Source organism: Ilumatobacter sp., from assembly GCF_039969435.1.
GTDB lineage: Bacteria > Actinomycetota > Acidimicrobiia > Acidimicrobiales > Ilumatobacteraceae > Ilumatobacter_A.
Genome location: NZ_JBDVNU010000006.1, coordinates 299,080 through 323,582 on the forward strand (window position 1 = coordinate 299,080; position 24,503 = coordinate 323,582).

General features: G+C 68.5%; 26 protein-coding genes. 13 read left to right on the forward strand and 13 right to left on the reverse strand.

The genetic code is table 11. From position 1 onward, the window contains the following. Positions 1-53: 53 nt before the first annotated feature. From ccsA to ABJK40_RS02240, 7 genes are all read left to right on the forward strand, one after another. Positions 54-833, forward strand: a complete 780-nt coding sequence (gene ccsA, locus ABJK40_RS02210) for a cytochrome c biogenesis protein CcsA (RefSeq protein ID WP_348482166.1) — start codon at positions 54-56, stop codon at positions 831-833. Beyond that, positions 830-976 (forward strand): hypothetical protein, encoded by a 147-nt coding sequence (locus ABJK40_RS02215; protein ID WP_348482168.1) that lies wholly within the window; start codon positions 830-832, stop codon positions 974-976. Before ccsA ends, ABJK40_RS02215 begins: the two co-directional genes overlap by 4 nt. A 23-nt stretch (positions 977-999) precedes the next feature. After that, positions 1,000-1,512 (forward strand): cytochrome c maturation protein CcmE, encoded by a 513-nt coding sequence (locus ABJK40_RS02220; protein ID WP_348482170.1) that lies wholly within the window; start codon positions 1,000-1,002, stop codon positions 1,510-1,512. A 121-nt stretch (positions 1,513-1,633) separates the two neighbouring features. Beyond that, a complete protein-coding gene (locus tag ABJK40_RS02225; RefSeq protein WP_348482172.1) occupies positions 1,634-3,664 on the forward strand; it encodes a heme lyase CcmF/NrfE family subunit in 2,031 nt (676 codons plus the stop codon). After that, positions 3,661-4,263, forward strand: coding sequence for a redoxin domain-containing protein (locus tag ABJK40_RS02230; protein WP_348482174.1), 603 nt, complete (start codon positions 3,661-3,663; stop codon positions 4,261-4,263). The genes ABJK40_RS02225 and ABJK40_RS02230 overlap by 4 nt, the downstream gene beginning before the upstream one ends. Continuing rightward, entirely contained in the window at positions 4,260-4,778 is a 519-nt protein-coding gene (locus ABJK40_RS02235) for a cytochrome c-type biogenesis protein CcmH (protein WP_348482176.1), read from the forward strand. Before ABJK40_RS02230 ends, ABJK40_RS02235 begins: the two co-directional genes overlap by 4 nt. A 2-nt stretch (positions 4,779-4,780) precedes the next feature. Next, positions 4,781-5,635, forward strand: coding sequence for a hypothetical protein (locus tag ABJK40_RS02240; RefSeq protein ID WP_348482177.1), 855 nt, complete (start codon positions 4,781-4,783; stop codon positions 5,633-5,635). Here the strand turns inward: ABJK40_RS02240 and ABJK40_RS02245 are convergent, their stop codons facing one another. The 8 genes from ABJK40_RS02245 to ABJK40_RS02280 all read right to left on the reverse strand — a co-directional run bounded on the left by ABJK40_RS02245 (position 5,636) and on the right by ABJK40_RS02280 (position 14,405). Beyond that, the gene (locus ABJK40_RS02245; protein WP_348482179.1) at positions 5,636-6,106 is read right to left on the reverse strand and encodes a phosphoglycerate mutase family protein; all 471 of its coding nucleotides are present in this window, start codon (positions 6,104-6,106) and stop codon (positions 5,636-5,638) included. A gap of 44 nt (positions 6,107-6,150) precedes the next feature. Beyond that, on the reverse strand, positions 6,151-7,044 hold the full coding sequence (locus ABJK40_RS02250) for a DUF4328 domain-containing protein (RefSeq protein ID WP_348482181.1): 894 nt from the start codon (positions 7,042-7,044) through the stop codon (positions 6,151-6,153). 81 nt (positions 7,045-7,125) lie between these two features. Continuing rightward, positions 7,126-8,847: a DNA polymerase gene (locus ABJK40_RS02255; RefSeq protein ID WP_348482183.1), complete on the reverse strand. Its 1,722-nt coding sequence runs from the start codon at positions 8,845-8,847 to the stop codon at positions 7,126-7,128. After that, positions 8,847-9,185 carry a metallopeptidase family protein gene (locus ABJK40_RS02260; RefSeq protein WP_348482185.1) on the reverse strand — a complete coding sequence of 113 codons (339 nt, stop codon included), beginning with the start codon at positions 9,183-9,185 and terminating at the stop codon, positions 8,847-8,849. The genes ABJK40_RS02255 and ABJK40_RS02260 overlap by 1 nt, the downstream gene beginning before the upstream one ends. A 9-nt stretch (positions 9,186-9,194) precedes the next feature. Then, the gene (locus ABJK40_RS02265; RefSeq protein ID WP_348482187.1) at positions 9,195-10,952 is read right to left on the reverse strand and encodes a TM0106 family RecB-like putative nuclease; all 1,758 of its coding nucleotides are present in this window, start codon (positions 10,950-10,952) and stop codon (positions 9,195-9,197) included. Between the two features lie 174 nt (positions 10,953-11,126). After that, the gene (locus tag ABJK40_RS02270; RefSeq protein ID WP_348482189.1) at positions 11,127-11,978 is read right to left on the reverse strand and encodes an SDR family oxidoreductase; all 852 of its coding nucleotides are present in this window, start codon (positions 11,976-11,978) and stop codon (positions 11,127-11,129) included. Between the two features lie 82 nt (positions 11,979-12,060). Continuing rightward, complete coding sequence (locus ABJK40_RS02275; RefSeq protein WP_348482191.1) at positions 12,061-13,212, reverse strand: aminotransferase class V-fold PLP-dependent enzyme; 1,152 nt, start codon at positions 13,210-13,212, stop codon at positions 12,061-12,063. After that, a complete protein-coding gene (locus tag ABJK40_RS02280) occupies positions 13,209-14,405 on the reverse strand; it encodes a monodechloroaminopyrrolnitrin synthase PrnB family protein (RefSeq protein ID WP_348482193.1) in 1,197 nt (398 codons plus the stop codon). The genes ABJK40_RS02275 and ABJK40_RS02280 overlap by 4 nt, the downstream gene beginning before the upstream one ends. A 65-nt stretch (positions 14,406-14,470) precedes the next feature. On the opposite strand from ABJK40_RS02280, the gene ABJK40_RS02285 reads away from it, so the two are divergent. After that, on the forward strand, positions 14,471-14,677 hold the full coding sequence (locus ABJK40_RS02285; protein ID WP_348482195.1) for a hypothetical protein: 207 nt from the start codon (positions 14,471-14,473) through the stop codon (positions 14,675-14,677). A gap of 13 nt (positions 14,678-14,690) precedes the next feature. Here the strand turns inward: ABJK40_RS02285 and ABJK40_RS02290 are convergent, their stop codons facing one another. The 3 genes from ABJK40_RS02290 to ABJK40_RS02300 form a co-directional block, all read right to left on the reverse strand. Next, a complete protein-coding gene (locus ABJK40_RS02290; protein ID WP_348482196.1) occupies positions 14,691-15,845 on the reverse strand; it encodes an Mrp/NBP35 family ATP-binding protein in 1,155 nt (384 codons plus the stop codon). 237 nt (positions 15,846-16,082) lie between these two features. Beyond that, the gene (locus ABJK40_RS02295) at positions 16,083-16,727 is read right to left on the reverse strand and encodes a DJ-1/PfpI family protein (RefSeq protein WP_348482198.1); all 645 of its coding nucleotides are present in this window, start codon (positions 16,725-16,727) and stop codon (positions 16,083-16,085) included. Continuing rightward, on the reverse strand, positions 16,724-17,749 hold the full coding sequence (locus ABJK40_RS02300) for a helix-turn-helix domain-containing protein (protein WP_348482253.1): 1,026 nt from the start codon (positions 17,747-17,749) through the stop codon (positions 16,724-16,726). The genes ABJK40_RS02295 and ABJK40_RS02300 overlap by 4 nt, the downstream gene beginning before the upstream one ends. A gap of 188 nt (positions 17,750-17,937) precedes the next feature. Here ABJK40_RS02300 and ABJK40_RS02305 point away from each other — a divergent pair, with 188 nt between their 5' ends. From ABJK40_RS02305 to ABJK40_RS02320, 4 genes are all read left to right on the forward strand, one after another. Then, complete coding sequence (locus ABJK40_RS02305) at positions 17,938-18,171, forward strand: DUF3107 domain-containing protein (RefSeq protein ID WP_348482200.1); 234 nt, start codon at positions 17,938-17,940, stop codon at positions 18,169-18,171. Between the two features lie 114 nt (positions 18,172-18,285). Then, the gene (locus ABJK40_RS02310) at positions 18,286-19,290 is read left to right on the forward strand and encodes an ArsA-related P-loop ATPase (RefSeq protein ID WP_348482202.1); all 1,005 of its coding nucleotides are present in this window, start codon (positions 18,286-18,288) and stop codon (positions 19,288-19,290) included. After that, a complete protein-coding gene (locus ABJK40_RS02315) occupies positions 19,290-20,501 on the forward strand; it encodes an ArsA-related P-loop ATPase (RefSeq protein WP_348482204.1) in 1,212 nt (403 codons plus the stop codon). The genes ABJK40_RS02310 and ABJK40_RS02315 overlap by 1 nt, the downstream gene beginning before the upstream one ends. Continuing rightward, positions 20,501-22,018 carry a sensor histidine kinase gene (locus ABJK40_RS02320; protein WP_348482206.1) on the forward strand — a complete coding sequence of 506 codons (1,518 nt, stop codon included), beginning with the start codon at positions 20,501-20,503 and terminating at the stop codon, positions 22,016-22,018. Before ABJK40_RS02315 ends, ABJK40_RS02320 begins: the two co-directional genes overlap by 1 nt. 96 nt (positions 22,019-22,114) lie before the next feature. Here ABJK40_RS02320 and ABJK40_RS02325 read toward each other — a convergent pair whose 3' ends face one another. Beyond that, positions 22,115-22,426, reverse strand: coding sequence for a WhiB family transcriptional regulator (locus tag ABJK40_RS02325; RefSeq protein WP_348482208.1), 312 nt, complete (start codon positions 22,424-22,426; stop codon positions 22,115-22,117). Positions 22,427-22,709: 283 nt separating this feature from the next. On the opposite strand from ABJK40_RS02325, the gene ABJK40_RS02330 reads away from it, so the two are divergent. Continuing rightward, positions 22,710-23,420 (forward strand): glycerophosphodiester phosphodiesterase, encoded by a 711-nt coding sequence (locus tag ABJK40_RS02330; RefSeq protein WP_348482210.1) that lies wholly within the window; start codon positions 22,710-22,712, stop codon positions 23,418-23,420. On the opposite strand, the gene ABJK40_RS02335 is transcribed toward ABJK40_RS02330, so the two are convergent. After that, positions 23,392-24,345, reverse strand: a complete 954-nt coding sequence (locus ABJK40_RS02335) for a diacylglycerol kinase family protein (RefSeq protein WP_348482255.1) — start codon at positions 24,343-24,345, stop codon at positions 23,392-23,394. The two genes, ABJK40_RS02330 and ABJK40_RS02335, sit on opposite strands and share 29 nt — an antisense overlap. Positions 24,346-24,503: the final 158 nt, after the last annotated feature.

Here is a 24,503-nt window from a genome sequence, read left to right on the forward strand (position 1 = left end):
GATGTCGAGGTTCGGTCCGCCCGTCCTCGACACGGCCGAGGAGAACGCTGGACATGACGACGCTGGAGCCCAACCGGACCCCCACCGACTCCGAGCTGGTCGCGGAACGATCGACCGGTACGAGGGCGACCCGGGCCATCGGGATCGCCGTCGTCGTCGCCATGGCGTGGCTGTTGCTGTTCGCCCTCGTGTTCTCGCCGGCCGACGTCAACCAGGGCGAATCGGTCCGGCTGATGTACATCCACCTCCCGACCATCTGGGTCGCCTACCTGTCGTTCATCGTCTCGGCGATCGCGTCGGGGTTGTACCTGTTCACCAAGAACCACTCGCTCGGCTGGGACCGCATGGCCGGGGCATCGTCGGAGATCGGCGTGATCTTCGTGGGGCTCACGCTGATCGTCGGGTCGCTGTGGGGCCGCCTCACGTGGGGTGTGTTCTGGCAGTGGGACGCTCGCCTCACCACGACGGCGCTGCTCTTCGTCACCTACATCGGGTACCTGGCCGTCCGACGCCTCGACGGTTCGCACCACCAGCGGGCCAAGCGATCCGCCGTGATCGGTCTGCTCGGTGTCCTGCTGCTCCCGCTCGTGCACTGGTCGGTGCGGATCTGGCGGAGCCTGCACCAGGAGGCGACGATCCTGAACACCGACCTCGACGCCGAGATCGACGGCCTGATGTTCTTCAGCATCCTCGTCGGACTCGTCGCCTTCTCCCTGCTCTACGTGTGGTTGATGCTGCACCGCACCCGGGTGATGGCGATGGAGGACCTGCTCGACGATCGGGGTCTCGACGTGGCACTCGCCGAACGACGAGCCGAAGGGGGCGTGCGATGATCGCCATCTTCGAGGACGCCGGGTTCATCGTCACGAGCTATGCGGTGACGTTCGCTGCGATCGGCGCCATTGCGTGGCGGCTGGTGAGGACCGGCAGAAAACTCGGAAAACAGGTCCCCGACGACGAGAAGTACTGGGCCTGACGGGCCACGATGGACTCAGCATCATGAGCGACATGGACCTCACACCTCGCAGTGGATCGGACGACGACGCCGACATTTCGTCGAAGAAGAAGAAGAAGCGAAACCTCGTCCCGATGGTGGTGCTGGCTCTCGTCCTCGTCGGCGGTGGCGTCATCATCACGCAGGGCCTGAACAACGCGGTCGACTACTTCTGCAACGTCGACGAGGTCGGCTCGCGCGACGGCTGCGAGGAGGGCCGCCGGATCCGGCTGCAGGGCACCGTCGAGGCGGGCACGATCAACGGGTCCGTTCCCGGCGTCACGGCGTTCAAGATGGCGTTCGGTGAGGCCGAGATCGACGTCGAGTACGACGGCATCCCGGGTGGCATCTTCAAGGAATGCATCCCGGTCGTGGTCCACGGCGAGATCCGCAACGGTGTGCTCCACGGCGATCTCGTCGAGGTCAAGCACTCCAACGAGTACGTCGCGGTGAACGACGAGAACCTCGCCGCCGCCGAAGAGTTCGCGGACGCCGAATGTCCCGCCGTCACTGCATGATGGTGTGGCAGGGGTCTGACCCACTCCACACCACGTTCGCGACGCGAGTCTCGTGGGGCGTGGGGGTGTGGAGTGGGTCAGACCCCTGCCACACCTCGGACCGTCGCGCCGGGTCACGGCGATGATCGCTGCGTCGCTGAATTCGGCGCTCGGGCGCGGCGGGCTGCTGCTGATGCTCGCCGCGTCGGTGATCGGGGCGCTCACCATCGTCCTCGGCGTGTGGCAGAAGGACCGCCGTCTGCTGAAGCAGGCACCACGCTACGCCTGGCTCGCTGCAGCCGGTTCGGTCCTCGCGGTGATCATGATGCAGCGGGCACTGATCACCCGCGACTACTCGATTGCCTACATCCAGCAGGTCGGCTCGGGCGACACCCCCGTGCTGTACAACATCGCCGCCATGTGGTCCGCCCTCGAAGGCTCGATCCTGCTGTGGGGCGTCACGCTCGCCGGCTTCACCGGAGCCGTGGCCTGGCGCTTCCGCAAGCGCAGCGACGACGAACTCGTCGGCTGGGCGCTGATGGTGATGTTCGTCGTGACCGCGTTCTTCGCGGTGCTCAGCTTCGGACCCGCCGACGCATTCCAGGCGGGCGTCCCCGTGGCGCCGGACTTCAACGGACCCGGCCCGAACCCGCTGCTGCAGAACCACATCCTCGTCCTGTTCCATCCTCCGATCCTGTACCTCGGCTACGTCGGCTTCACCGTCCCGTTCGCCTTCGCGATCGCGGCACTCGTCACGGGTCGTCTCGGCGAAGGCTGGCTCATGGAGACCCGCCGCTGGGCTCTGTTCTCCTGGGCCTTCCTGTCGATCGGAATCCTCCTCGGCGGGTGGTGGAGCTACGAGGTGCTCGGCTGGTCCGGCGTGTGGGCGTGGGACCCCGTCGAGAACGCCTCGCTGTTGCCGTGGCTCACCGGCACCGCGTACATCCACTCCGTCCTGGTGCAGGAACGACGCGGCATGCTGCGGGTGTGGAACCTCAGCCTGCTGATCTCCACGTTCGCGCTCACGATCCTCGGCACGTTCCTCACCCGCTCCGGGGTGATCAATTCGGTCCACGCCTTCGGCGACGGCCCCGTCGGCTCGTGGTTGCTCGGCGGCTTCGTCGTCATTGCCGTCGTGTCGCTCGCCCTCATCGCCTGGCGTGGTGACCGACTCCGGTCGCCCGGATCCATCGACTCCCCGCTCAGTCGGGAAGGGGCGTTCCTCGCGAACAACGTCCTGTTCACCGTGTTCGCCTTCATCGTGCTGCTCGGCACCGTGTTCCCGCTGCTCGTCGAAGCACTCCAGGACCGCCGCACCGTCGTCGGTGCGCCGTACTTCGATCGACTGTCGATGCCGATCGGCATCGTCATGCTGTTCCTCATGGCCATCGCGCCGGTGCTGCCGTGGCGCAAGGCCAGCCAGGAACTCCTCTCGACCCGCCTGTTCTGGCCCGCCTGGTGCGGCGTCGGAGCTCTCGTCTTCTCGGTCGCCGTCGGTGCGACCGGTTGGGCGCCGCTCGTGGCGTTCGGCCTGGGCGGGTTCGCCGCCGGTGCGGCGCTCCGCCAGATCGTGCTCGCCACCCGTCGCCAGGGTTGGCGCGGTTTCGTCGGGCGGGCGAACGGCGGAATGGTCGTGCACCTCGGTGTGATCATGATCGCCGTCGCACTCGCAGCATCCAACAGCTTCACGCACTCGGCCACGCTCGAGCTCGACACCGACGGGGTCGTCGAATGGGGCTCCCACACGTTCGCGCTGGACTCGGTGACCGTCGAGACCAACGCTGCGGAGAGCGAGCGGGTCCTGAAGGCCAACGTCCTCCTCGACGGTGAGCAGGTGTACAGCCCGGCCATGACCACCTACCTCAACCAGGGCATCACCGTCGGCACCCCATCCGTTCGGACCGGACTCGCCAAGGACGTGTACCTCACGCTCGAACCGGGCGCCGAGCCCGGCGACTCCACCGCGGTGATCCGTGTGTTCGTCAAGCCGATGATCCTCTGGCTCTGGATCGGCGGGCTGATCATGGCGGTGGGCACGTTGCTCGCGGCGTTCCCCGGTTCGAAGCGCCGTCGGGCCACCGACGCGGTCTCTGCTCCCATCGCGGTCGGCGGACCGCCGATCGTGCGTGATTCCGAGCAACTCGTCACCTCCGACCCGGTGGACGACGAGTGACCACCTCGGTCGACGAACTCACGGAACCCGCGTCGACGGGCGGTCGTTCCGGAGGACGGCTCGCGCCCTTCATCGCGCTGGGCATCGCCGTCGCACTGATCGGTCTCGTCGTGCTGTTCATCGGAGCCGATCCCGATGCCCCGGCGCCGCAGGGTGCCTCGCCGTTGCTCGGCAAGCCGGCCCCCGAAGCGGTCGGCGAACTCGACGACGGCACGCCGTTCGACCTGTCGCGACGCAAGGGAAGTTGGGTCGTCCTCAACTTCTTCCAGTCGTCGTGCATCCCGTGCATCGCCGAGCACCCCGAACTGGTCGAGTTCGTCGACCAGCAGGCCGGTCTCGGCGCACAGGGCGCCGAGTTCTACTCGGTGGTCACCGGCGACACGCGCGCCAACGTCGAGGCGTTCTTCGAACGCGAAGGCGGCGACTGGCCGGCGATCTACTCCGACGGTGACCAGATCACGGTGGCATTCGGAGTGGCGCAGGTTCCCGAGACGTGGATCATCGACCCACGCGGTGTGGTGCAGGCCCGCTTCCAGGGTGAGGTGACCGCCGAAGTGCTGAGCGTCACGATCCAGCAGATCCGCGAGGGAATCCGGTGAACTCCTCGATCAATCGCCGGCTCAAGTCGTGGCCGGGCTGGGCACTGATGCTCGTCGTGGTCGTGGCGTTCCTCGCCGTCGGCTCGACCCGGTCGAGTGGTCCACAGTCGCCCGAGGACCGGGTCGACGACATCACCCAGCGCATCGCCTGTCCGGTGTGTGACGGCGAGAGCGTCTTCGAGTCGCAGAACAACTCGTCGCGCAACATCCGCAACCAGGTCGAGTCGCTCGTTCGGTCCAACGAGCTGTCCGACGACGAGATCCTCAGCTTCGTCGACAACCGTTTCGAGGCCGAGTTGCTCCTCGTGCCGCGGGCCTCGGGCCTGGATGCACTGGTGTGGGCGCTGCCGGCGGCCGGTTTCGTGCTCGGCATGACCGGCTTGATCGTCGCCTTCCGCCGCTGGCGGGCCGATGCGGCGGGCCTCGCCGACCCGACCGACGACGATCGTGCGCTGGTCGACGCGGCGCTCGCTGCCGACGTGGATCAGGACGCGGGCGAGGGAAGCGGTCGGTGACGATGACCGAGAACCGAGCGGATGGGGTTCCCGACGACGAGACCCCCGACGACGGGAGTCCCGAGCACGACGAGAGCTCTGGACCGTCGACGATCCGGTCGGGGCAGCGACTGGAGCGACTCGCCGAACTGGAAGAGGAGCGCCGCTACCTCCTCCGGTCGCTGAAGGACCTCGAGAACGAGCGCGTCGCCGGCGATGTCGACGACGTGGACTACGAGACGCTGAAGAACGGCTACACCGTGCGGGCGGCGTCGGTCCTGCGCCAGATCGAGGACGGTCGTCGGGCGCTCGCGCCGAAGCCTCCGCGCAACTGGAAGCGCCTGGTCGCCGTGTCGCTGGTGGCCGTGGTCTTCGCAGTCGCGATCGGTGCAGCTCTGGCCTCCGCCTTCGGCGAGCGCGGCACCGACGACCAGATCACGGGCTTCACACCTGGTGACGACACGCGCACCACGCTGGCGAATGCGCGCGCAGCGCTGAACCGCGGCGAGTTCGTCCTCGCGCAGGAGTTGTTCGTCCGAGCAGACCAGGAAGAGATCGAACGTGGGAACTCCAATGCCGAGGCACGGGCATACGTGGGCTGGACGTCGTTCTTCCTCGCTCGTCAGGCCGCCGGCGACGGTGAGGTGGACCCTCGCCAACTCGAGATCAGCCTGCTCGCTCTGAACCAGGCGATCACGATGGATCCGACGTTCCCCGACCCGTACTGCTTCGTGGCGATCATCGAGTTCAACTTCAACGACGACGCCGACACCGCCCTGCCGTTCGTGGATCAGTGTGAGGCGTTGAACCCGCCGTCGGACATCGAGGCGATCGTCGCTCCGTTCGCCGAACAGATCCGCGCCGCCGCTTCCGAGTAGTCAGCACGGCGCCGGCCACACCTTGCCCCTGGTGATCTTCGATCCCTTCCGTCGCAGGACCCAGGTGCTGGCCTTGCCCCAGTCGGGAGGGGTGTCGAGGTGCATCCCGCGCCGGTGGAGTGCTCTGATCGTGGCCGGGATGATGTCGCCGTGGCTGCACAGCACCGCCCCGTTCTCGACCTCACCGAGCAGGTCGAGCACCGGTTCGAACGGTTCGTCCTCGAACAATCGGGGTTCGGGCCGCACCTCGGTGCCGATCAACTTCGCCAGCGGTTCGAGCGTCTGCATGCAGCGGACGTACGAGCTCGAGTAGAGCGTGGTGGCTCCATGCGAGGCGAGTCGCTCGGCCACCGCCTCGGACTGCTTCCATCCTCGTTTGCTGAGCGGGCGATCGACGTCGTCGTCGACCCACAGGCGGCGTTCGCCCGCCTTGGCGTGGCGGACGAGGTAGATGGTGTCGGGTCGTCCCACGGTGCGATGTTCCCTGTCGGCTCTCGTCGGTCGTGGTGGTCGGGTCAGGTCTCGCCGGTCAGTTCGACGTGGCGATCGGTCAACCGCTTGACGAACAGGACCCACGCTGCTGCGGCGACCAGGGCGACCCCGGCGGCCACGAACGGGAGGATCCCGCCGGAATCGAGCGACTCGGCGGTGACGCGGGTGCTGTCGGTGGTCGAGATCCCGCTGTCGAGCAGCGAGGAGACCGTCGACACGGCGACGATCGCCTGGATCACTCCGCCGACGACACCGTAGAGGAGGAACCAGACGTAGAGCAGCGGGTCGACGGGTCGGGCACGCCAGCCTTCGTCGCCGACGGGCGTCTCCGGGTCGCTCGCCTTCCACAGCTCGCGCAGCACGAGGAGTGGCAGCACGAACAGGAACGGCGGGAGCACCCAACCGAAGATCGAGAACACCGGACTGAACGTGGTGCGTCGGGAGTACACGCGCAGGTTGGAGGCGACGCGGAACATCCACAGGATGGTGAACACGCCCGCCGCCAACCCGACCACGGCGCTCAGCGTCGACAGCAACTGACTCGAGAGGTAGGCGTCGTCGAACTCGTCGGCGCTCACGGTCCCGTCGAGGAACCCCGACGCCTTGTCCAGGACCGGGACGAGCACGACGGCCGCGACCACGTCCACGATGGCGGATCCGGCGGTGGCGATCATCGCCCACTTGCCGAGGCCGCGGATGCGCTTCAACTGGCCGACGGGGGTCGGAGCGTTGCGGAACGCCAGGTAGCCGGGTGGAGCCGTGAGCGGTGGCGGCGGCGGTGGTGGCGGCGGTGGTGGTGGCGATGAGGAGCCTGGAGGTGGCGGCGGAACCACCGAGCTCGCGCCGGTCGGAGCCGGAGTGCCGACGGGGGAGTTGCGTGACGACGGGACAGGTGGAGGCAGGCCGTCGTCGCTCACCGCCGCGAAGCTATCCGCTCGGCCGGGGGTCTCGCCATCAGGCCAGGCCCACGGGGACGTGACGTGTCGACGCGGCGGCGTTCACTTCGCCTGCGACCAACGTTCGATGACGCTCGTGTCGGCGACGAACCTGACGGGCGAGTCGGCGGGCGGCGCCCATCGAACCGCCGCCTCCTGGAGGCAGGCGTCGACCACGTCGCGCACTTCATCGGCGACGTCGGCGCGGGTGTGCACGACGAGCTCGTCGTGGAGGCACAACACGATCCGCGCACCGAACGGCCGACTGCGCAGACGCACCAGCACGGCCCAGGTCTTGAAGAACTCTGCTGCGGCGCCCTGCACGATCGCGTTGCGGCCATAGCGGCCACGGGCCGCGGCTCGTGATCGCGCGTCGCCGTCGCTCATCCCCTCGACCAGGTTGCCCGACATCCTGATCCGGCGTCCGCCGTACGTCCACAGGTCGTGACCGCCCTGCGCCGCCTCGTCGGCCGAGCGGAGGTGGCCCATCGCCACCGGGTACTCGCGCTCGAGACCGCGGAGGGCCTCTGCGCCCCTGCCCGTGGTCTGGCCGTACATCGCGCCGAGAACCGCGACCTTCGCGATCTCGCGCTCGACTCTCAGGCGCTGCGCCACGGGTGCGTACATGTCGTCGTCCTGCGTGGCAGCGGCGAGTCGCTCATCACCCGACACCGCGGCCAGGACACGCGGTTCGATCTGGCCGAGGTCGGCGCGCACCAGGACGTGGCCGGGCTCGGCGGCGACCGCCGGGCGCATCTCGGACGGCATGTTGTGCAGCCCCGCCGTGGCGGTCATCCGGCCCGCCGCACCGTCAGATCCCGACCAGCGCCCACGGAGTCGACCGTCGGCACCGACGTTGTCGTCCATCCAGGGATAGCCGAAGGTCGTCCGGATCCGCTCGGCGCGCCGCCACGTGAGGAGCGCGTCGACGACCGGATGTTCCGAACGGAGTGCTTCGAGCCTCCACGCCCGGGTGTCGGGCACCTCGATGCCGGCGCGCCGCAGCAGCGACCTGACCTGATCGGGGCTGCGGAGGTCGACCGCTGCGCCGGCCGGCAGATGCGCCAGCACCGGCGCATCGAGTTCGCCGAGCACCACCCGCTCGTCGGCGGCATCGACGGGTCGTCGCCCCACGAAGCCGGCGACGAGCCGCTCGCCCACGGTGCGGTCGAACGGCAGGCCGTGGACTTCGAGTTCGGTGCACACGATCTCGGCCGCCGACTCCGACAGCGCCGTCTGGTGGCGATGACGGAGTGCCGCATCGGACTCACCACGGCGACGAGCTGCGAGCTGGCTCGACTGCGCCCGCTGGACGTCGGCGACGAGACCCGCCCATCGCACGAGCCGGTCGAGTGACTCCGACCATCCTCCCTGCACCCACTCGGGTCGGAGATGTCCGTCCGGGCCGACGGGGTCCTCGACGTCGCCCGCGTCGATCGCCTGCGTGAAGAGGTCGACCGGTTGCAGAGTCGGGATCGTCGACGTGTCCAGTCCGAGGGCCGATGCCCACACCCGCTCGGGTCCGCTGCGCCACCCGCCGACGAGCAACCGGTGGACGGCGGACAGGTCCCAGCACTTCGACGGCTCGATCTCCATCGAAGCCAGTTCGGCGCACGTGTCCTTGTTCCACCACGCCCACCGCACCCCCGCTGCCTCGATCGCCGTCAACCGTTGCGCCGCCTCACGGGGACCGAACGCCTCGACCCGTCCGTCGGCTCCCACGATCGCCGCTCCGACGTCGGGGGCGATCGCGACGGCGGTCAGGCCCCGATCGGTGTCGGCCATCACCCCCAGCCGAGTTCGTGGAGACGGTCGTCGTCGATGCCCGCCGCATGAGCGACCTCGTGGATCACCGTGACGTACACCTCCTCCATCAGGTCGTCGAGGTCGTCGCACATCTCGCACAGTGCGAGCCGGTAGATCGAGACGACGTCGGGTCCCTCCTGCCCGGTCCGTTCGGTGTGTGGAACCCCTTCGTACAGGCCGAGCAGCGTCGGTTCGTCGGGATGCCGATCGACCACCTGGACAACGACGTTGTCGAGCACGTGGTGCAACTCGTCGGGGAGGTCGTCGAGCGCCTCTCGGACCATCCGCTCGAAGCGGTACTTCGCCACGATCTCCACCCGGACAACCTACGGGCCGGACTCGATCGGGTCGCGTAGAGCGGCGGTGGCGCGGCAGTCGTCCTCGTTGTAGGCCAGGATCCGCTCGATGTTCTCGTCGCGGTCGATGCCGGCCAACGCGCTGCGATACCACGCCATGCTGGCGAAGCCGCCCGGGTCCTCGTCGCGCCACGCGAATCCGCAGGCCGCGGCCGTGACCTTCAGCCCGTGGCCCTCGTTGCTCCAGAACTTCCGCTTCATCAACGGGTGCAAGTCGACCCATCGGTCCGAGTCCACGACCTCCTCGAGGGCCTCCGACGGGATGATCCGGCGCAGCTTCGTGGTCTCGACGCTGCTGTAGGAGTACACCCGAGCCACGAGACCCTCGTCGTCTGCCCGATCGATCAGGCCGAGCAGCCAGACCCACATCTCGGCGGCGAGCGCACGCTCGCCGGCATCGTCGATCGGTTCGAACGACACGAACGGAACGTACGTGTCTGCGGACTGCGGCCACCCGTCGGGGACTCTGGCGAGCAGCGTCCCCCACAGGTAGACGTGGTCGTCGTTCTCCATATCGAGGTCGATCTCGAGGTCGCCACGCGGCATCTCCGCCTCGTCCCACGTCGGCCGGACGATCGGCCTGCCGGCCACGGCCGACTTCGCCTCGTCGATCTGGTTGCGCAGCGCCTTCTCCGTGAGCGGTGTGCCGGAGTAGCGCTCGACGGCCTCGTCGGGATCGAGTTCGGCAAGCTGCGTACACGTGGTGACGCCCATGAACCGATGGACCCGCCACTCCTGATACCCGACGCTGTTCACCAGGCTCACGTCGTCGCCCGCACGGAGGTCCGCGTCGCACACGTCACGCCAGTCGCATCGCTCGCACTCGGCCACCTTCACCGGGTGGACCATCGGCTCGATGCTGCGATCGGTCCGTGCCTGGGCGGCGTCGACGACGTTCACGCGAAAGGCGAACTCGAAGTCGTAGCGGTCGAGCGTGGTCCGCTTCGTCGAATGGCTCCGGCGGTGATAGCCGATCGATCGCCCGGTCCCCTCGCCGACGATCTGTGGGGTGAGGGTCGCCCACTTCGGTCGCTGCAGATCGAACCAGGCGATCACGCCTTCGGAACCGATGATCCCGCCACGAACGTCGTGTGTCGAGTCGTCGAGTTCGGCGTGCCCGGTCGCCTGGAGCAGTCGGTGATAGTGCGCCAACTGCAAGCAGTCGTCCTCGCGGTACTTCGCTGCGACATCCTCCACCGGCGACGGTTCGACCAGGTTCAGGTCGAACACCTCCGGGACGGGCTCCGGCGTGGCGGTGGTGGTGGTGGTGGTCGTGGTCGTGGCGGTGGTCGTGGTGCAACGGTGCGACTTGACGTCGATGGCGCGGTACTCGGGTCTGCCCGACGTGCTCACGGTCCGGCCGGTCGCCACCAGCACGTCGATCTCACCCAGCCGTCGGGCGTGCAGATCGGGCTCCATCAGTGCTCCGCAGATCACGGGTGTCGCCGCGTCGAGTGCTCGTCGCGTCAGGTCGCGTCGCGCGGCGTGGTCCAGTTCGTCACGACCGGGGATCACCACCACGTCACCGGGTCGGTGCAGCGCCACGATCTCGGAGACGATCGTGTCCTCGAATGCGATGCCGTCGTCGAAGAGACGCTGGAGGTCCTCGTCCGCAGGAGCGGCGACGGCGATCTCGGTCGGGTCGTACGAGCGGAACAGCCGCACCGGGCACTGCTTGGCCGCGTAGGCGCCGAGCATCGGTGGACCCGGCTCGGAGGTCGCGTTCATCCCGCGCCCCGAGGACTGGACGGGAGGAGGAGGTCCCGTCTGTCATCGTCCCTGGATGTCAGGCTGGCCTGACGTGGCCTCGGGCTGATGTCAGGCCAGCCTGACATTCTTCGAATCAGACGGACGGAGCTCGCAGCACCGACGCCCAGGTGGCTGGTTCCGGTGCGAGTCATGTCAGAGCTCGGGGGCCATCGCATCGCCCGGGAGTGGGCCGTCGGCGTGGAGTGCGGACTGGAACCGGCGCATCCCGGCGAGCCACCGGTCACGATCGGCGCCCTTGCGCTGTGCATAGGTGGCGACGTCGGGGTGGGGGAGCACGAGGAAGCGCTCGTCTCGCATCGCTTCGATGCAGAGCCGTGCGACATCGTCGGGTTCCAGGACGCCGTCGCCGGCTGCGACGCCGCTGTCGAAGTCACCGGCATCGCCCGAGCGGCCCTCGACGAAGTCGGGGCTGTTCGTGACGATGTTCGTGCGGACCGCTTGCGGGCAGAGCACGGACACGCGGATTCCCTGGTGGTGGTGGGTGATCGCCAACCACTCGCCGAGCGAGACGGCCGCGGCCTTGGTGATCGAGTAGCTCATCGATCCGATCTGGGTGAGCAGGCCGGCGGCGGACGCCGTGTTCAGCAGGTAGCCGCCCCCGTTCGCGATCATCGACGGCACCACGGCGCGGGCGGCGTAGATGTGGGCCATGCAGTGCACGTCCCACATCTTGCGGATCGCCTCGTTCGAGTCCTCCAATCCGGCGACGGTGACGAATCCGGCGTTCGACACGAATGCTCCGATCGGCCCGTGCGCCGCCTCGGTCGACTCGACGAGCTCGATGATCGCCGCCTCGTCGCTCACGTCGACGGTGGCGGCCGTCGCTCGCTCGCCGAGGTCGGTGGCGACGCGTCGGGCCTGTTCGCCGTCGAGGTCGACCACCACGACGTGACGCGCTCCTTCGGCGTGGGCTGCGCGGGCGATCGCTTCACCGATCCCCGATCCGCCACCCGTGACCACGACGACCTGACCGTTCAGTTCCATCCGCTCACCGTGTCAGATCGGCCGCCCGGAGAACGAACGCGTCGGACTTCCGTCCGGCACCGATCCCGGCGTGTCGGGACGTTCAGTCGGCGAGGAGGTCGACCAGGGCGTCCACGTCGCGCCGAGTCGTGTGGACGTGAGGTGAGACACGGATGCCGTTGGCACGATGGTCGACGTCGATGCCGTGCGATGCCAGACGGTCCACCTCGGCGACGTCGGCGCGCACGATCGCGGTCCCGCTCCGACGAGCACGGTCGTGAGGGCTGGTCACCCGTTCGCCGAGCATTTCGACGAGGTGGTCCGTGAGGGCGAGGTTGTGGGCACGGATCGTGCCGACGCCGATCGAGTCGATCGTGGCGAGCGAATGGGCGGCCACGAGAAACGGGAGAACCGTCGGACTGCCACCCCAGAACCGGAGTGCGTCGGGCGCGTCGCGGTAGTCGTGGATGTCGAACTCGAACGGCGCCGCGTGGGAGAACCAACCGACGTCGGTCGGGCGACACCGTGGCAACAGTGGCTCCGACACCCACAGCCACCCGGCACCGGGCCCTCCACTCGGCCACTTGACACACGAACCGACGACCGCATCGACTCCGCTCCGCTCCCAGGCGACGAGATCGATGGGGACGACGCCGACGGACTGCGCCACGTCGACCACGAGCAGTGCACCCGCGTCGCGTCCTGCCGGAGCGATGTCGGGCACCGGGACGCAGACACCGGTGTTGGAGTGCACGTGGGTGATGATCGCCACGTCGACCCCGCGCAGGTGCTCACGCCACACCTCGGGGTCGCAGACGTCGGCGGTCTCCGGCACGAAGCGGACGCGGTAGCCCGACCGCTCGCAGACGAAGCCGAGTGAGGGGAACGCGTTCTCGCTGATCAGCACCGTCGGGGTGTCGAACTCGTGACGGACCGAGTCGAGGAGTTTGGTGAGCCCGCTCGACACGTTGCTCTGCGGACAGATTGCGGTCGCGTCGGCACCGAGCAGCCTCGCTAGGGTGCTGCGGAAACCTTCGATCCCTTCGAGCCAACGGGGCCACGCATCGGCGGTGTGGTGCTCCCATGTGTCGAAGTACCGGGCTGCCACCTCGCGCGATCCCACCACCGGCAGGCCGATCGAGTGGCTCAGGAGGTAGGTGCGGTCGTGCTCGACGAAGTGCTCGGCGAGTCGCTCGACGGAGTCGATGTCGTTCCGCTCGCCGCCACCGCTCGTCGGTACCTGGGACCCGGTCACGAGATCAGACCTCGCAGGGTGGCGATGTCGTCGTGTCGGGTCGGGATGTCGTCGCGTGCTCGGGCCAGGCGACGGTCCACCAACCCGCGCAGCGCGCGGAGGAGGACATCGAGCGGCGGGCCGCTGGCGGTCAGGCCGTCGAGGTGCTCGGCGGGAATCTTGCCTGCCGGCCGCTGGATGAATCCGACGACGAGTCGTTCGTGATGGTGCTCGGCAGCGCGTCCGTGGGCGTCGCACACCTCCAGGAACGCCGTCGCATGGGTCCTGAACCAGTTCTCGTCGGCGTGGTCGGACTGGGCGAGGAGTGCGTCGAGCACGTTGGGGTGGCGGAACGACTCGTGCAGCCGTCGCTGTTCGTCGGGTGTGAGGTACGGGAACTTCTCGACCACGACCTGGCTGTAGGACGGGTCGGTCGCGCTGCACAGCCCGAGCAGCATGTCGATCTGGTTGAACGCTGCGAAGTCTCCGGCGTTGGCTCCGCGGTACTCCTGGGATCCGACCCGGTACGGCTTGTAGTACGGCCGCACCCGGAAGAAGAAGTCGTCGACATCGAGGGTCTGTTCGAGGACGACGTTCATCTCGTATGCGTCGCGCAACGCGTCGCGCGCATTGACCAGCAGGTCCAACGTGGCGGGGTGGGACACGCCCATCGGGTGGATGCGCCCGAGCGCGTCGGCGGCGCGCATGTAGGCGAACGCCCCGCGCGTGTTGTGGTCGAGGAAGAGTTTCTCCGCCGGCGCGTGCGTGAACGTGCGGTAGACGCCGTTCACCGCGCGGTTGTACGTCTCCATGTGACTGGTGACGAATCGCGGTGCCGTGCCGAGCGACGCTCCGAGGTGGAGGGCGAGCGTCGACGCCTCGACGAGCGGCGACGTGCGCTCGCGCGACGGTTCGGTGATCTCGTGGCGGCGGCAGGCGGCCATGTAGTACCCGACGTTGCCGAGCAACTCGAACGCGCGGTCGAAACCCTCGTCGGTGTTGCCCTCCTCGATCAGCGGGATGATCAGGTCGCGGCCTTCGTCGTGCAGTGTCGCCTTCAGGTCGTCGCCCACGCCGTCGACCTGCGACCGGTTCTCCCGGGTCGCGTAGAGGTCTTCGAGTTGCGTGTTCAGGTCGACGAAGCGGGTGCGGATCCACCGGTCGAAGGCGGCGACCCGCGGCGTGCTCGACGAATGCGGTTGTGCGGCGATCATGACGACGTCGACAGTACTGTCTGGTCGCGACCGGGCGTCCGGTCCCGATTGACGATGATGTGTGCATGGAATGCCATCAGCAGCGAGCGAGCCGTGTCGTGACCGGCGCCGCCGATCGCCTCGCTGCGACCGCCGATCGCCTCGACGAGCTCGCCGACACCGCCGAACTGATGAACGACGACTCGACGGCCTTCACGATGCGCGACCAGGCCGCACGCCTGCGTGAGGAAGCGATGACCCTGCTCCCTCCGCACACCCCACCTCGTCGGTGAGTCCGGCTCGAGATCAGATCACCTTGAGGGCGTCGGAATAGATCTTCTTCGGCTTCATGTCGACCGCGATCTGGCGGGCGATCTCGTGGAACGCCTTGGCCGTCTCGGACTCTGGGTCGACCGCGGTGATCGGCTTGCCGTCGTCGCCACCTTCTCGTGTCGCCTGGACCAGCGGCAGCTTGCCGAGCAGCGGCACGCCGAGGTCGTCGGCGAGTTCCTGACCGCCGCCGGAGCCGAACAGCTCGTAGCGCTTGCCGTCGTCTCCCGTGAACCACGACATGTTCTCGATGATGCCGCGCACGGGAAGGTTGACCTTCTCGGCCATCGCTGCGGACATGGCGGCGACCTTCTGCGCGGCGGGCTGTGGTGTCGTGACGACGTACACCTCACCGCGCGGCAGGTACTGGGACAACGACAGTGCGATGTCGCCGGTGCCGGGCGGCATGTCGATCAGCATGAAGTCGGGCTCGTCCCAGAAGACGTCGGTCAAGAACTGCTCGAGCGCCTTGTGCAGCATCGGACCACGCCAGATGACGGCTTGGCCCTGCGGCACGAAGTAGCCGATCGAGATGCAGCGCACACCCCACATCTCGGGTGGGAGCAGCATCTCGTCGATCACGACGGGGTCGCGGTCGGTGCCGAGCATGCGTGGGATCGAGTAGCCGTAGATGTCGGCGTCGATGATGCCGACGGAGTAGCCCTGCTGTGCGAGTGCGACCGCGATGTTGGTGGTGACCGTGGACTTGCCGACGCCGCCCTTGCCCGACGAGATCAGCAGCGGACGCGTCTTCGAACCGGTCTTCGCGAACGGGATCTCCCGACCCTCGGCGTGGCCGTGCGCCTGGTTCGACCCCGCTGAGGCGCCGGCGTCGCCGTGCACCATCTTGCGGACGTTCTCGCGTTCCTCGTCGGTCATCACCGTGAACTCGAGGTCGATCGACTCCACGCCGTCGAGTTCGGTGGCCGCCTCGGACACCCGCTTGGTGATCTCGCCCTTCAGCGGGCAGCCGGGGACGGTGAGCGCCACGAGTACGCCGACGATGCCGTCCTCGCGGATCTGGACGGCCTTCAACATGCCGAGATCCACGATCGATCGGTGCAGTTCGGGATCTTCGACGGGACGCAGTGCGTCGATGACCTGGTCCTCGGTCACGGGAGTGGTTGCCATGACGTCCAGTGTGGAGGAGGGCCGGTCGATTGCCACCGTGACGACCGCTGCCCCCGATCTGCCTCTCGTGAGCGGTCCCGCCGCGGATCCGGGCAACCGCGTCCGGTCGACCGTCGCCCTCAGATCGGCAGGATCTTGGACACCGTGTCGTCCCCGAAGTTCGTGACGAACAGGTTGGTGCCGTCGAAGACGATGCGGCTCGGATCGGAGTCTCCGTGGGGTCAGGTGGGCTGTGTCTCAGTGCCGGTGTTGGGCGTACTCGATCACCCGGGCGACCACGTCCTCGCTCGCCTTGGCGGTCGAACCCGCGTCGAACGGCGGCTGCGGGTCGTACTCGATCATCAACTGGGAGGCCTCTGCAGCCGTCCGGTCGACGAGGATCTCGACGAGTCGGAGGGCCATGTCGATCCCGCTCGACACGCCGGCGGCCGTGATGATCCGCCGATCGAGGTGCTCGACCACCCGCTCGCCCGTCGGGATCGCGCCGTGCTCGGTGAGCACGTCGAGCGCGCCCCAGTGGGTCGTGGCGGTCAGTCCGTCGAGGATTCCCGCCGCCGCGAGCACGAGTGAACCGGTACACACCGACGTGGTGAACGTGGTGGTCTCGTGGGCGCCACGCACCCAGTCGAGCACACGCTGGTCGTCCATCAGTGCGCGCGTCCCGTGGCCACCGGGGAAGACGATGACGTCCGGTGTCGGGTGCTGCTCGAACGTGGCATCGACCTCGATGCCGAGCATCGCGTTGTCCGAGCGGACCACACCCAGTTCGTGGCCGATGAAGGTGATGTCGAAGTCGGGGATCCGTTGCAGCACCTCGTACGGGCCGATGCCGTCGAGCGCGGTGAAGCGGGGGAAGAGCGGGATGACGATCTGGGTGGTCATGCGGGTGTGGCCTTTCGTCGGACGGTCTGGCTGGGTGGGTGGGCGAAGCGGCGCCGGTACTCCTCGGGGCCCACGCCGAGGTGCCGGTGGAGCGATCGACGGAGGGTCTCGGCGGTTCCGAAGCCGCAGCGTCGGGCGATGGCGGCGACGTTGTCGTCGGATCGTTCCAGTTCGTGGCGTGCGGCGTCGATCCGCACCCGTGCCACGAACTTCGCAGGCGGCAGGCCGACCTCCTCGGTGAACCGGCGGACGAAGTTCCGCTCGCTCATCGCGACGCGCCCGGCGAGTCGGACGACGCGGTGGTCCGCACCCGGATCGTCGATCACCGCCGCCTGGGCCACGCGGATCGGACCGGCCGGCGCCTGGCGGATCCACGTCGGCGACGCGAACTGCGACTGGCCGCCCGGTCGCCGGAGGTACATCACCAGCCAGCGACCGACCTCCTGGGCGATGTCGGTCGAGTGATCGAGTTCGACGATCGCCAGGCACAGGTCGATCCCGGCGGTCACGCCCGCCGACGACCAGACGTCGGGTCGATCCGCGTGCGGCGACGGCGAATGGACGAAGATCGGATCCGCGTCGACCGTCAGTTCCGGGTGGGCGTCGGCGAGCCGTTCGGCGCGCGCCCAGTGGGTGGTGACGCGGTGGCCGTCGAGCGCCCCGGTGGCCGCTGCGAGCGCCGCACCCGAGCAGATCGTGACGAGTCGTCCGCATCGACCGACGAGGCGGCCGAGTGCTTCGACGAATTCCTCGTCGTCACGGTGGCGCCAGACCGAGAACCCGCCGGCCACGACGAGTGTGTCGATGCGGCCCTGCACCGAGTCGAAGGACTGCGTGGCGAGACGCACGGCGCTCTCGGTGGACACGACACCTCCGTCCATCGACACGATCGTCACGTCGTACCCGAGGCGTTCGAGCCCGGTCGACCCGAGAAGGGTGTTCACACCGGCGAACACCTCGGCCGGACCCGCCACGTCGATCGACTGGACGCCGTCGAAGGCGACGATCACGATCCGGTGCATGGCGCCCATCTTCGACGTCCCGGTCAACGGCGTCAATGACACGCGTCCCACGATTCACGCCAACGGCGTCCCGGGGCGGAGGCCACCGGGTGACATCCGCCGAGTCGGATGTCACCGGCGTGGACGTCGCCGACGCGCTGCCCGGGAGGCGGGAGCCCAAGGTTCGGGCGGGCCGATACCCTCACGGCGTGGACGTACGCATCGGAGTCACCCAGGCACCTCGTGAGATCAACATCGAGCTCGCGGACGACGCGGATCGCAACGATCTCAAGCAGCGCATCGAGGCTGCCCTGTCGGGCGCCACCGACCTGCTGGTCATCACCGACAAGCGGGGCAACGAGGTCTTCGTGCCGTCGGCCAAGATCGCCTACGCCGAACTCGGCTCCCAGGAGGGCAGCCGCAGCATCGGGTTCGGCGGCTGACGCACGCTCGCGGGCGGCCGTCGAGCGGTTGAAGTGCAACTCCGTGGGGCAGGCCCGTCGCGTGCTGCGTGAACCTTCGACACCCCACCCGTGCGTTCCGGGTGCGTCCGATCGATGACGGCGCTGCTCGACCTCGAGCTGCTCTTCGTCACCGGCAAGGGCGGCGTCGGCAAGACCACCGTCGCCGCCGCGATCGCCGAGGTCGCTGCACGGCGCGGCCAGCGGGTGTTGGTCTGTGAGATGGACGCCAAGGGCGCACTCGCCACGGCGTTCGAGGTCGCCACCCTCGAGTTCGAGCCGACCGAGGTCGAGCCCGGGCTCCACGCGATGTCGATGAACACCGAGGACGCACTGCAGGAGTACCTGCGCCTCTTCATCAAGATCCCGTTCCTGGGCCGGATCGGGCCACTCGCCTCGACCCTCGACTTCGTCGCCGATGCCGCTCCCGGGGTGAAGGAGATCCTCGCCATCGGGAAGCTCGCGTGGGAGGTCAAGGAACGTCACTACGACCTCGTGGTGGTCGACGCCGAAGCCAGCGGGCACGTGGTCAGCCAGATCGGTGCGCCCAAGGTCATCGCCGACCTCGTGCAGGTGGGCGTCGTCAAGGACCAGACGCAGTGGATGCTCGACATCCTCGAGGACCCGCGCCGCACCGGCGTGGCCGTCGTGACGACATCGGAGGAGATGCCGGTAACGGAGTCCATCGAACTGCTCGAACGCCTGACGACCGAGACCGGCACGTTCCCGGCGGCCGTCATCGCGAACCGTGTGCTCCCCGAGATCTTCGACGACGCAGAGCGCGACGTCGCCGATCGCATGTCGGGGGCCGTCGACCTGTTGGTCGACGAGGTCGGTCCAGGCGTCGCCGCAGTCGTCGAGGCAGCCAGGATCATCGAGTCGCGTCGCGAGATCGGCGAATCGCATCTCGCTCGGCTCGCCACGGCGATCGAGGGCCTCGACCTGTCGGGTGCGACGCGTGGCCGAGCCGCGCTCGACCTGCCGATCCTGTCGATCCCCGAGATGTTCTCCCGCGCGCACGGTCGGCGGGTCGTGTCGCTCGTGGCCGACGTCCTCGATCGAACCCTCGACGCCGGCAGCCGGGACGGGAGCACGGTCTGATGGCCACTCGCAAGCGTCGGACCGCACCGTCGGTCGACCCCCTCCTCGCGAGCCGTGAGATGATCCTCGTCGCCGGATCAGGCGGCGTCGGCAAGACGACCGTCGCCGCTGCGCTCGGCCTCGCTGCGGTGCAGCGCCAGGCGAGCCGGGTGCTCGTGCTCACCGTCGATCCGGCGCGTCGTCTGGCCACCGCCCTCGGACTCGAGGCGTTCGGCAACACGCCGGTCCGAATCGACGACCAGGCACTCGCCGACGCCGGCCTCGACGTGCGCGGCGAACTGTACGTGGCGATGCTGGACACGAAGGCCGGCTGGGACGAGCTGATCAGGCGGCACGCGCCCGACGCCGCCACACGCGACGCCGTGCTCGCGAACCCGCTGTATCAGAACATCACGAGTCGTTTCGTCCACAGCCACGACTACCTGGCGATGGAACAGTTGCACGACCTGCACGCGACCGGGGAGTACGACCTCGTGATCGTCGACACGCCGCCGTCGCGCAACGCGCTGACGATCCTCGACGCCCCGGGGCGCATGGCCGACTTCTTCGGGAGCCGATTGCTGCGCTGGTTGACCGTGCCGTACCGGTCGCGGCTCTTCACGTTCGCCTCGAAGCCGTTCTACAAGATCGCCGACACGATCCTCGGTTCACGTTTCCTGCAGGACATCGCCGACTTCTTCGTGTTGTTCCAGGCGATGGAGAAGGGCTTCGTCAAGCGGGCCAAGGAGGTCGAAGCACTTCTCGTCGATCCGCGAACCGCCTTCGTGGTGGTGTCGACGCTGGAGGCGGCACCCGCGCACGAGGCGAAGTTCCTCGCCGAGTCGCTGCGCGAGCGCAAGATGCCGATCGGGGCGATCATCGCGAACCGCGTCCTGCCCGACCACCTGGCCGACGTGGCGGCGAGTCGCGCCGCCGAGGTGCTCGCCGAGCGCACGGGATCGGGCGGTGACGGCGCTCTCGCAGTCGCGGTCGCTGCCGAACTCGGTGCCGACGACGAGGTCGTGGACGCAGTGCTGCACCGGATGGCCGAGCGCTTCGACGAAGTGGCGATGGTCGCGGCCCGTGAGCGCCAACGGCGGTCGGAGCTGGCGTCGCTCGCCACCACGACCGTCGACGTTCCGTGGCTCAGAGGCGACATCCACGACCTCTCGGGGCTCGGTGTCCTGGCCCGTCACCTGCGAGGCCTCCCGAATGCGGCAGAATCGTCGTGATGACGTCGCTCGCTGACCTCGCTCGAACCCACTCGCCGCTCGACAAGGAAGACATCGATCACCTCAATCGGTTGACCGCCGAGTGGGCGTTCCTGGCCGACCTGTCGTTCGGTGACCTCCTGCTCCACGTCCGTGCCGACGACGGCAGCTGGATGATCGTCGACCAGGTCCGCCCGGCGACCAACCAGACGATGTACGCCATCGACTTCATCGGCGTGTGGGCCACTCAGGCCAACTCGCTGATGGACCAGGCGGCCGAGACGGGTGCGCGTACCGAAGGCGAGATCTCGCTCAACGTCCCCGTGGTCGGAGGCGACGAGACCACCGCACGGGTGGTGGCCATCCCGGTGTGCCGCAACGGCAACGTGATCGCCGTGCTCACGAAGGAGTGGGTCGTGCGTGCCGGGCGCAACCTCGGCGAGCTCGAACGCAACTACTCGCTGATCTTCGAGCAGTTCGCCCACATGATCGCAGCGGGCACCTTCCCGTTCCCCGGTCGTGTGGCCGACTCCAGTGCTGCACCACGGGTCGGCGACGGCGTGATGATGCTCGACCTCGACGCCGCCGTCACCTACGTGTCGCCGAACGCCAACTCCGCGCTGCACCGTGTGGGCATCCAGGCCAACCCGGTCGGGATGCGTCTCGCGGAACTCGGGTTCCACGACGGCCCCGCTCGCCAGGCGTTCGAACGACGGGAACCCGTCGTCGAGGAGTTCGAGCAGGGCACCGAGGTCACCCTCCTCGCACGGTGCGTGCCGTTGCTGCGCGGGAGCGGTGATCAGGCCGTCGTCGACGGGGGACTGTTGCTGATCCGTGACGTCACCGAACTCCGCAAGCGCGACCGTCTGCTGCTCTCGAAGGACGCCACGATCCGCGAGATCCACCACCGGGTCAAGAACAACCTGCAGACGATCTCGTCGCTGCTGCGCCTCCAGGCGCGTCGTCTGGAGAGCGAGGAGGCCAAGGCTGCGGTCGCGGAGTCGGTCCGACGCATCCGTACGATCGCGCTGGTCCACGAGTCGCTGTCACGTGAGCCCGGCGACGACATCGCCTTCATCGAGATCGTGCGACCGCTGCTCCGTCTGGCCGAGGAAGGCCTGCAATCGCCCGACCGGCCGGTGCGCTTCTCGGTGAGCGGAACCGGTGGGCGCGTGCCCGCTCATGCCGCGTCGCCGCTCTCGGTCGTGATGACCGAACTGTTGCAGAACGCCGTCGACCACGGGTTCCCCGAGGGGTCGGGTGGCGGCGACGTCGCGGTGGTCCTCAGTCACGACGGCAACGTTCTGTCGTTGCGGGTGGTGGACAACGGACGTGGCGTCGAGCCGGGGTTCGACCTCGACGCTCAGACCGGCCTCGGCCTGTCCATCGTGCGGACGCTCGTCACGACGGAGTTGGACGGCACGATCACCATGCGGCCCGCCACCATCGACGACCTGTCCGCAGTGGGGCTCGGCGCCGACGTCGGCCGCCCGTGCGGAACCGTCGTCGAACTCCGGGTACCCACCCTCGACGACTGAATTCAGCCCGCGGCTCGCTCGGCCGAATCGGCCGGCTGGCCGGACTCCTGGGCGTTCGGCCCGATGGGTGACGGAGCCCGCGCCCCGACCGACCCGTCAGGCGGAGGCGGCCGAACGGCGCTCGGCGCGGGCCGCGGCCACGCGCTTGCGGCGGATGACCCGCCGCTCCTCTTCGGTCAACCCGCCCCAGATCCCCGAGTCCTGGTTGGTGTCGAGCGCGAAGTCGAGGCAGTCCTTGGCGGCCGAGCACTCGCCACACGTGGCCTTCGCATGGTCGATCTGGACCAGCGCGTTGCCGGTGGTGCCGACCGGGAAGAACAGTGCGGGGTCGGTGTCCCGGCACAGCGCGTCGTCGCGCCAGTCGTAGTCGGCAGCTCCGAGAGCAAGGCTGGACGCAAGGATCGTCACGTTCGGGTTCCCCCATGTGGGTCGTTCGGCGGTGCAGGAAGCATCGCCGAGTCGGTGGCAGTGGTCGCGGCGGTGAGCGGCCCCAACGCCGACCCCTCGTCGGCACGAAAAATAGGCGCGACCCACGCCGTCCGCAAGTGGCTCTTCCTGTGACGTGTGACCGCCGGCTCAGGTTGTCAACGCCGTGAATCGACCGGTCGCTCCGCGCGCCGCCCGTCGGTCCGAGCGCGTCGGGCGAGGTCGGACGCCGTCGGGCGGGGTCGGATCGGGCGATACTGGCGCGATGAACGTCATCGGCCACCGCGGTGCCTCGGGCGCCCTCACCGAGAACACCCCCGAGGCGTTCGCTCTCGCCGACCGGATGGGCGCCGATGGGGTCGAACTCGACGTACGCCTCGCCACGGACGGCAACGGCGGCACGCGTCTGGTCGTGTTCCACGACCCGCTGCCGGCGTCACGGATCGAACTCGATGCGCTCCCGAGCTTCGACGACGTCCTGGATGCGTGCGGAGAGAGGATGCTGATCAACGTCGAGATCAAGAATTCCGCCGGCGACGGTGGACACGATCCCACGATGGCGGTGGTCGCGCCGACCGTGGCCGCGATGCGTCGTCGGGGCGATTCCTGGGCGGGTCGCTGGCTGTTCTCGTCGTTCGACCTCGACACGATGAACCACTGTCGTCTCGTCGCGCCGGACCTGCCCACGGCGCTCCTGGTGGGCGACTGCACGGACGAGGCGATCGCTGCGGCGGTTGCGTCGGGCCACGTCGCCGTCCACCCGTGGGTCGGGTCGCTCACGTCCGAGTGCGTCGATGCATGCCACGCTGCCGGGCTCTCGGTCAACACCTACACGTGCAACGACCCGGCTCGGCTGCGCGAACTGGTGACGATGGGTGTCGACGGTGTGTGCTCCGACGTTCCCGACGTCGCACTCGCCGCCACGGGGCGGATCGGCGGACCGGACCTCAGCCCGAGTTGGGGAACACGAGCCTGACGGCGTCGGGGACGTGGACGAAGTCGAGTCGGTTCGTCTCGCCGAGCGCATCACCGTCGAGTTGGTAGGGGAACGGATCGTGGTGCGTGACGGTGAGTCGACGCACGTCGGTGCGGATGTCGAGGTGTGGCGCAGGCCTCACACCGCCCCCCTTCAGTGCGCCCGCCAGTGACGTGAGGATCGCGCGGGCGCTCATCGTCGTGAACGTGATCGCCACCAGCGCCTGATCCAGTCCGGCGTGGGGCGACAGGTCGAGCGGACGGTTCCCGAGGTAGGTGTAGGGATTCGTGTTGAGCACGATCGTGAAGTAGCCGTTCTCGAGATCGGCGCCTCCGTCACCCGACACGGCGAAGTGCGGATGCTTCCGGTCGTAGCCGGTGGCCCACGTGGACAGGCCTGCGTAGATGAACAGTGGGTGACCGAGCCAACGCTTCAGCGAGCCGTGCTTCTCGACCCGTTGCACCACCGCGGCGTCGTACCCGATGCCGGTGTGGAAACAGAAGGAGCGACCGTTGACCTGCCCGAGGCCGATCGGTCGGAAGTCGGCGGCGTCGATGCCGCGGACGAGGTGCTCGACGGCCTCGACGGGGTCGTTGGGCATGCCGAGGGTCCGAGCGAAGACGTTCGTCGAGCCCCCGGGGAGCACGCCGAGCGCGGTGTCGGTCCCGGCGATGCCGGTGGCCACCTCGTTGAGCGTGCCGTCGCCGCCGTACCCGATGACCACGTCGACGCCGCGGCGAGCCGCGTCGTGGGCGAATCGCGTCGCGTGCCCACGCCGGTTGGTCTCGACCACCTCGACCTGGTGCCGATCGGGACTCCGGCGGGTCCGGTGGTCGGGATCGTCAGCGCCTTCGGACAAGCGTCGCTGCACCACCACCGTGTTGCGCGCCGTCACCGACGACGCGAACGAGTTGACGATGAGCATGATCCGCAAGCCGCAGAGGGTAGTGCGCCACGTTCCCGGACTGTCCGAGGAGACGAATCCGTCGCGCCGACCCGTCCACCTCCCTCGGGGCGCGAGACCTCGATCTGCACCGCCGTGTGACATCCGGGTCTCGATTTGGGGCGCGTAGTAGACCCGGC

Bases quoted from the DNA above. Each gene is read 5' to 3' on its own strand.
- ccsA (WP_348482166.1), top strand. From the start codon at position 54: ATGACGACGCTGGAGCCCAACCGGACCCCCACCGACTCCGAGCTGGTC.
- ABJK40_RS02300 (WP_348482253.1), bottom strand. From the start codon at position 17,749: ATGCACCGGATCGTGATCGTCGCCTTCGACGGCGTCCAGTCGATCGAC.
- ABJK40_RS02265 (WP_348482187.1), bottom strand. From the start codon at position 10,952: ATGAACGCGACCTCCGAGCCGGGTCCACCGATGCTCGGCGCCTACGCG.
- ABJK40_RS02330 (WP_348482210.1), top strand. From the start codon at position 22,710: ATGAACGTCATCGGCCACCGCGGTGCCTCGGGCGCCCTCACCGAGAAC.
- ABJK40_RS02220 (WP_348482170.1), top strand. From the start codon at position 1,000: ATGAGCGACATGGACCTCACACCTCGCAGTGGATCGGACGACGACGCC.
- ABJK40_RS02295 (WP_348482198.1), bottom strand. From the start codon at position 16,727: ATGACCACCCAGATCGTCATCCCGCTCTTCCCCCGCTTCACCGCGCTC.
- ABJK40_RS02280 (WP_348482193.1), bottom strand. From the start codon at position 14,405: ATGATCGCCGCACAACCGCATTCGTCGAGCACGCCGCGGGTCGCCGCC.
- ABJK40_RS02310 (WP_348482202.1), top strand. From the start codon at position 18,286: ATGACGGCGCTGCTCGACCTCGAGCTGCTCTTCGTCACCGGCAAGGGC.
- ABJK40_RS02270 (WP_348482189.1), bottom strand. From the start codon at position 11,978: ATGGAACTGAACGGTCAGGTCGTCGTGGTCACGGGTGGCGGATCGGGG.
- ABJK40_RS02255 (WP_348482183.1), bottom strand. From the start codon at position 8,847: ATGGCCGACACCGATCGGGGCCTGACCGCCGTCGCGATCGCCCCCGAC.
- ABJK40_RS02285 (WP_348482195.1), top strand. From the start codon at position 14,471: ATGGAATGCCATCAGCAGCGAGCGAGCCGTGTCGTGACCGGCGCCGCC.
- ABJK40_RS02335 (WP_348482255.1), bottom strand. From the start codon at position 24,345: ATGCTCATCGTCAACTCGTTCGCGTCGTCGGTGACGGCGCGCAACACG.
- ABJK40_RS02225 (WP_348482172.1), top strand. From the start codon at position 1,634: ATGATCGCTGCGTCGCTGAATTCGGCGCTCGGGCGCGGCGGGCTGCTG.
- ABJK40_RS02240 (WP_348482177.1), top strand. From the start codon at position 4,781: ATGACCGAGAACCGAGCGGATGGGGTTCCCGACGACGAGACCCCCGAC.
- ABJK40_RS02320 (WP_348482206.1), top strand. From the start codon at position 20,501: ATGACGTCGCTCGCTGACCTCGCTCGAACCCACTCGCCGCTCGACAAG.
- ABJK40_RS02290 (WP_348482196.1), bottom strand. From the start codon at position 15,845: ATGGCAACCACTCCCGTGACCGAGGACCAGGTCATCGACGCACTGCGT.
- ABJK40_RS02215 (WP_348482168.1), top strand. From the start codon at position 830: ATGATCGCCATCTTCGAGGACGCCGGGTTCATCGTCACGAGCTATGCG.
- ABJK40_RS02315 (WP_348482204.1), top strand. From the start codon at position 19,290: ATGGCCACTCGCAAGCGTCGGACCGCACCGTCGGTCGACCCCCTCCTC.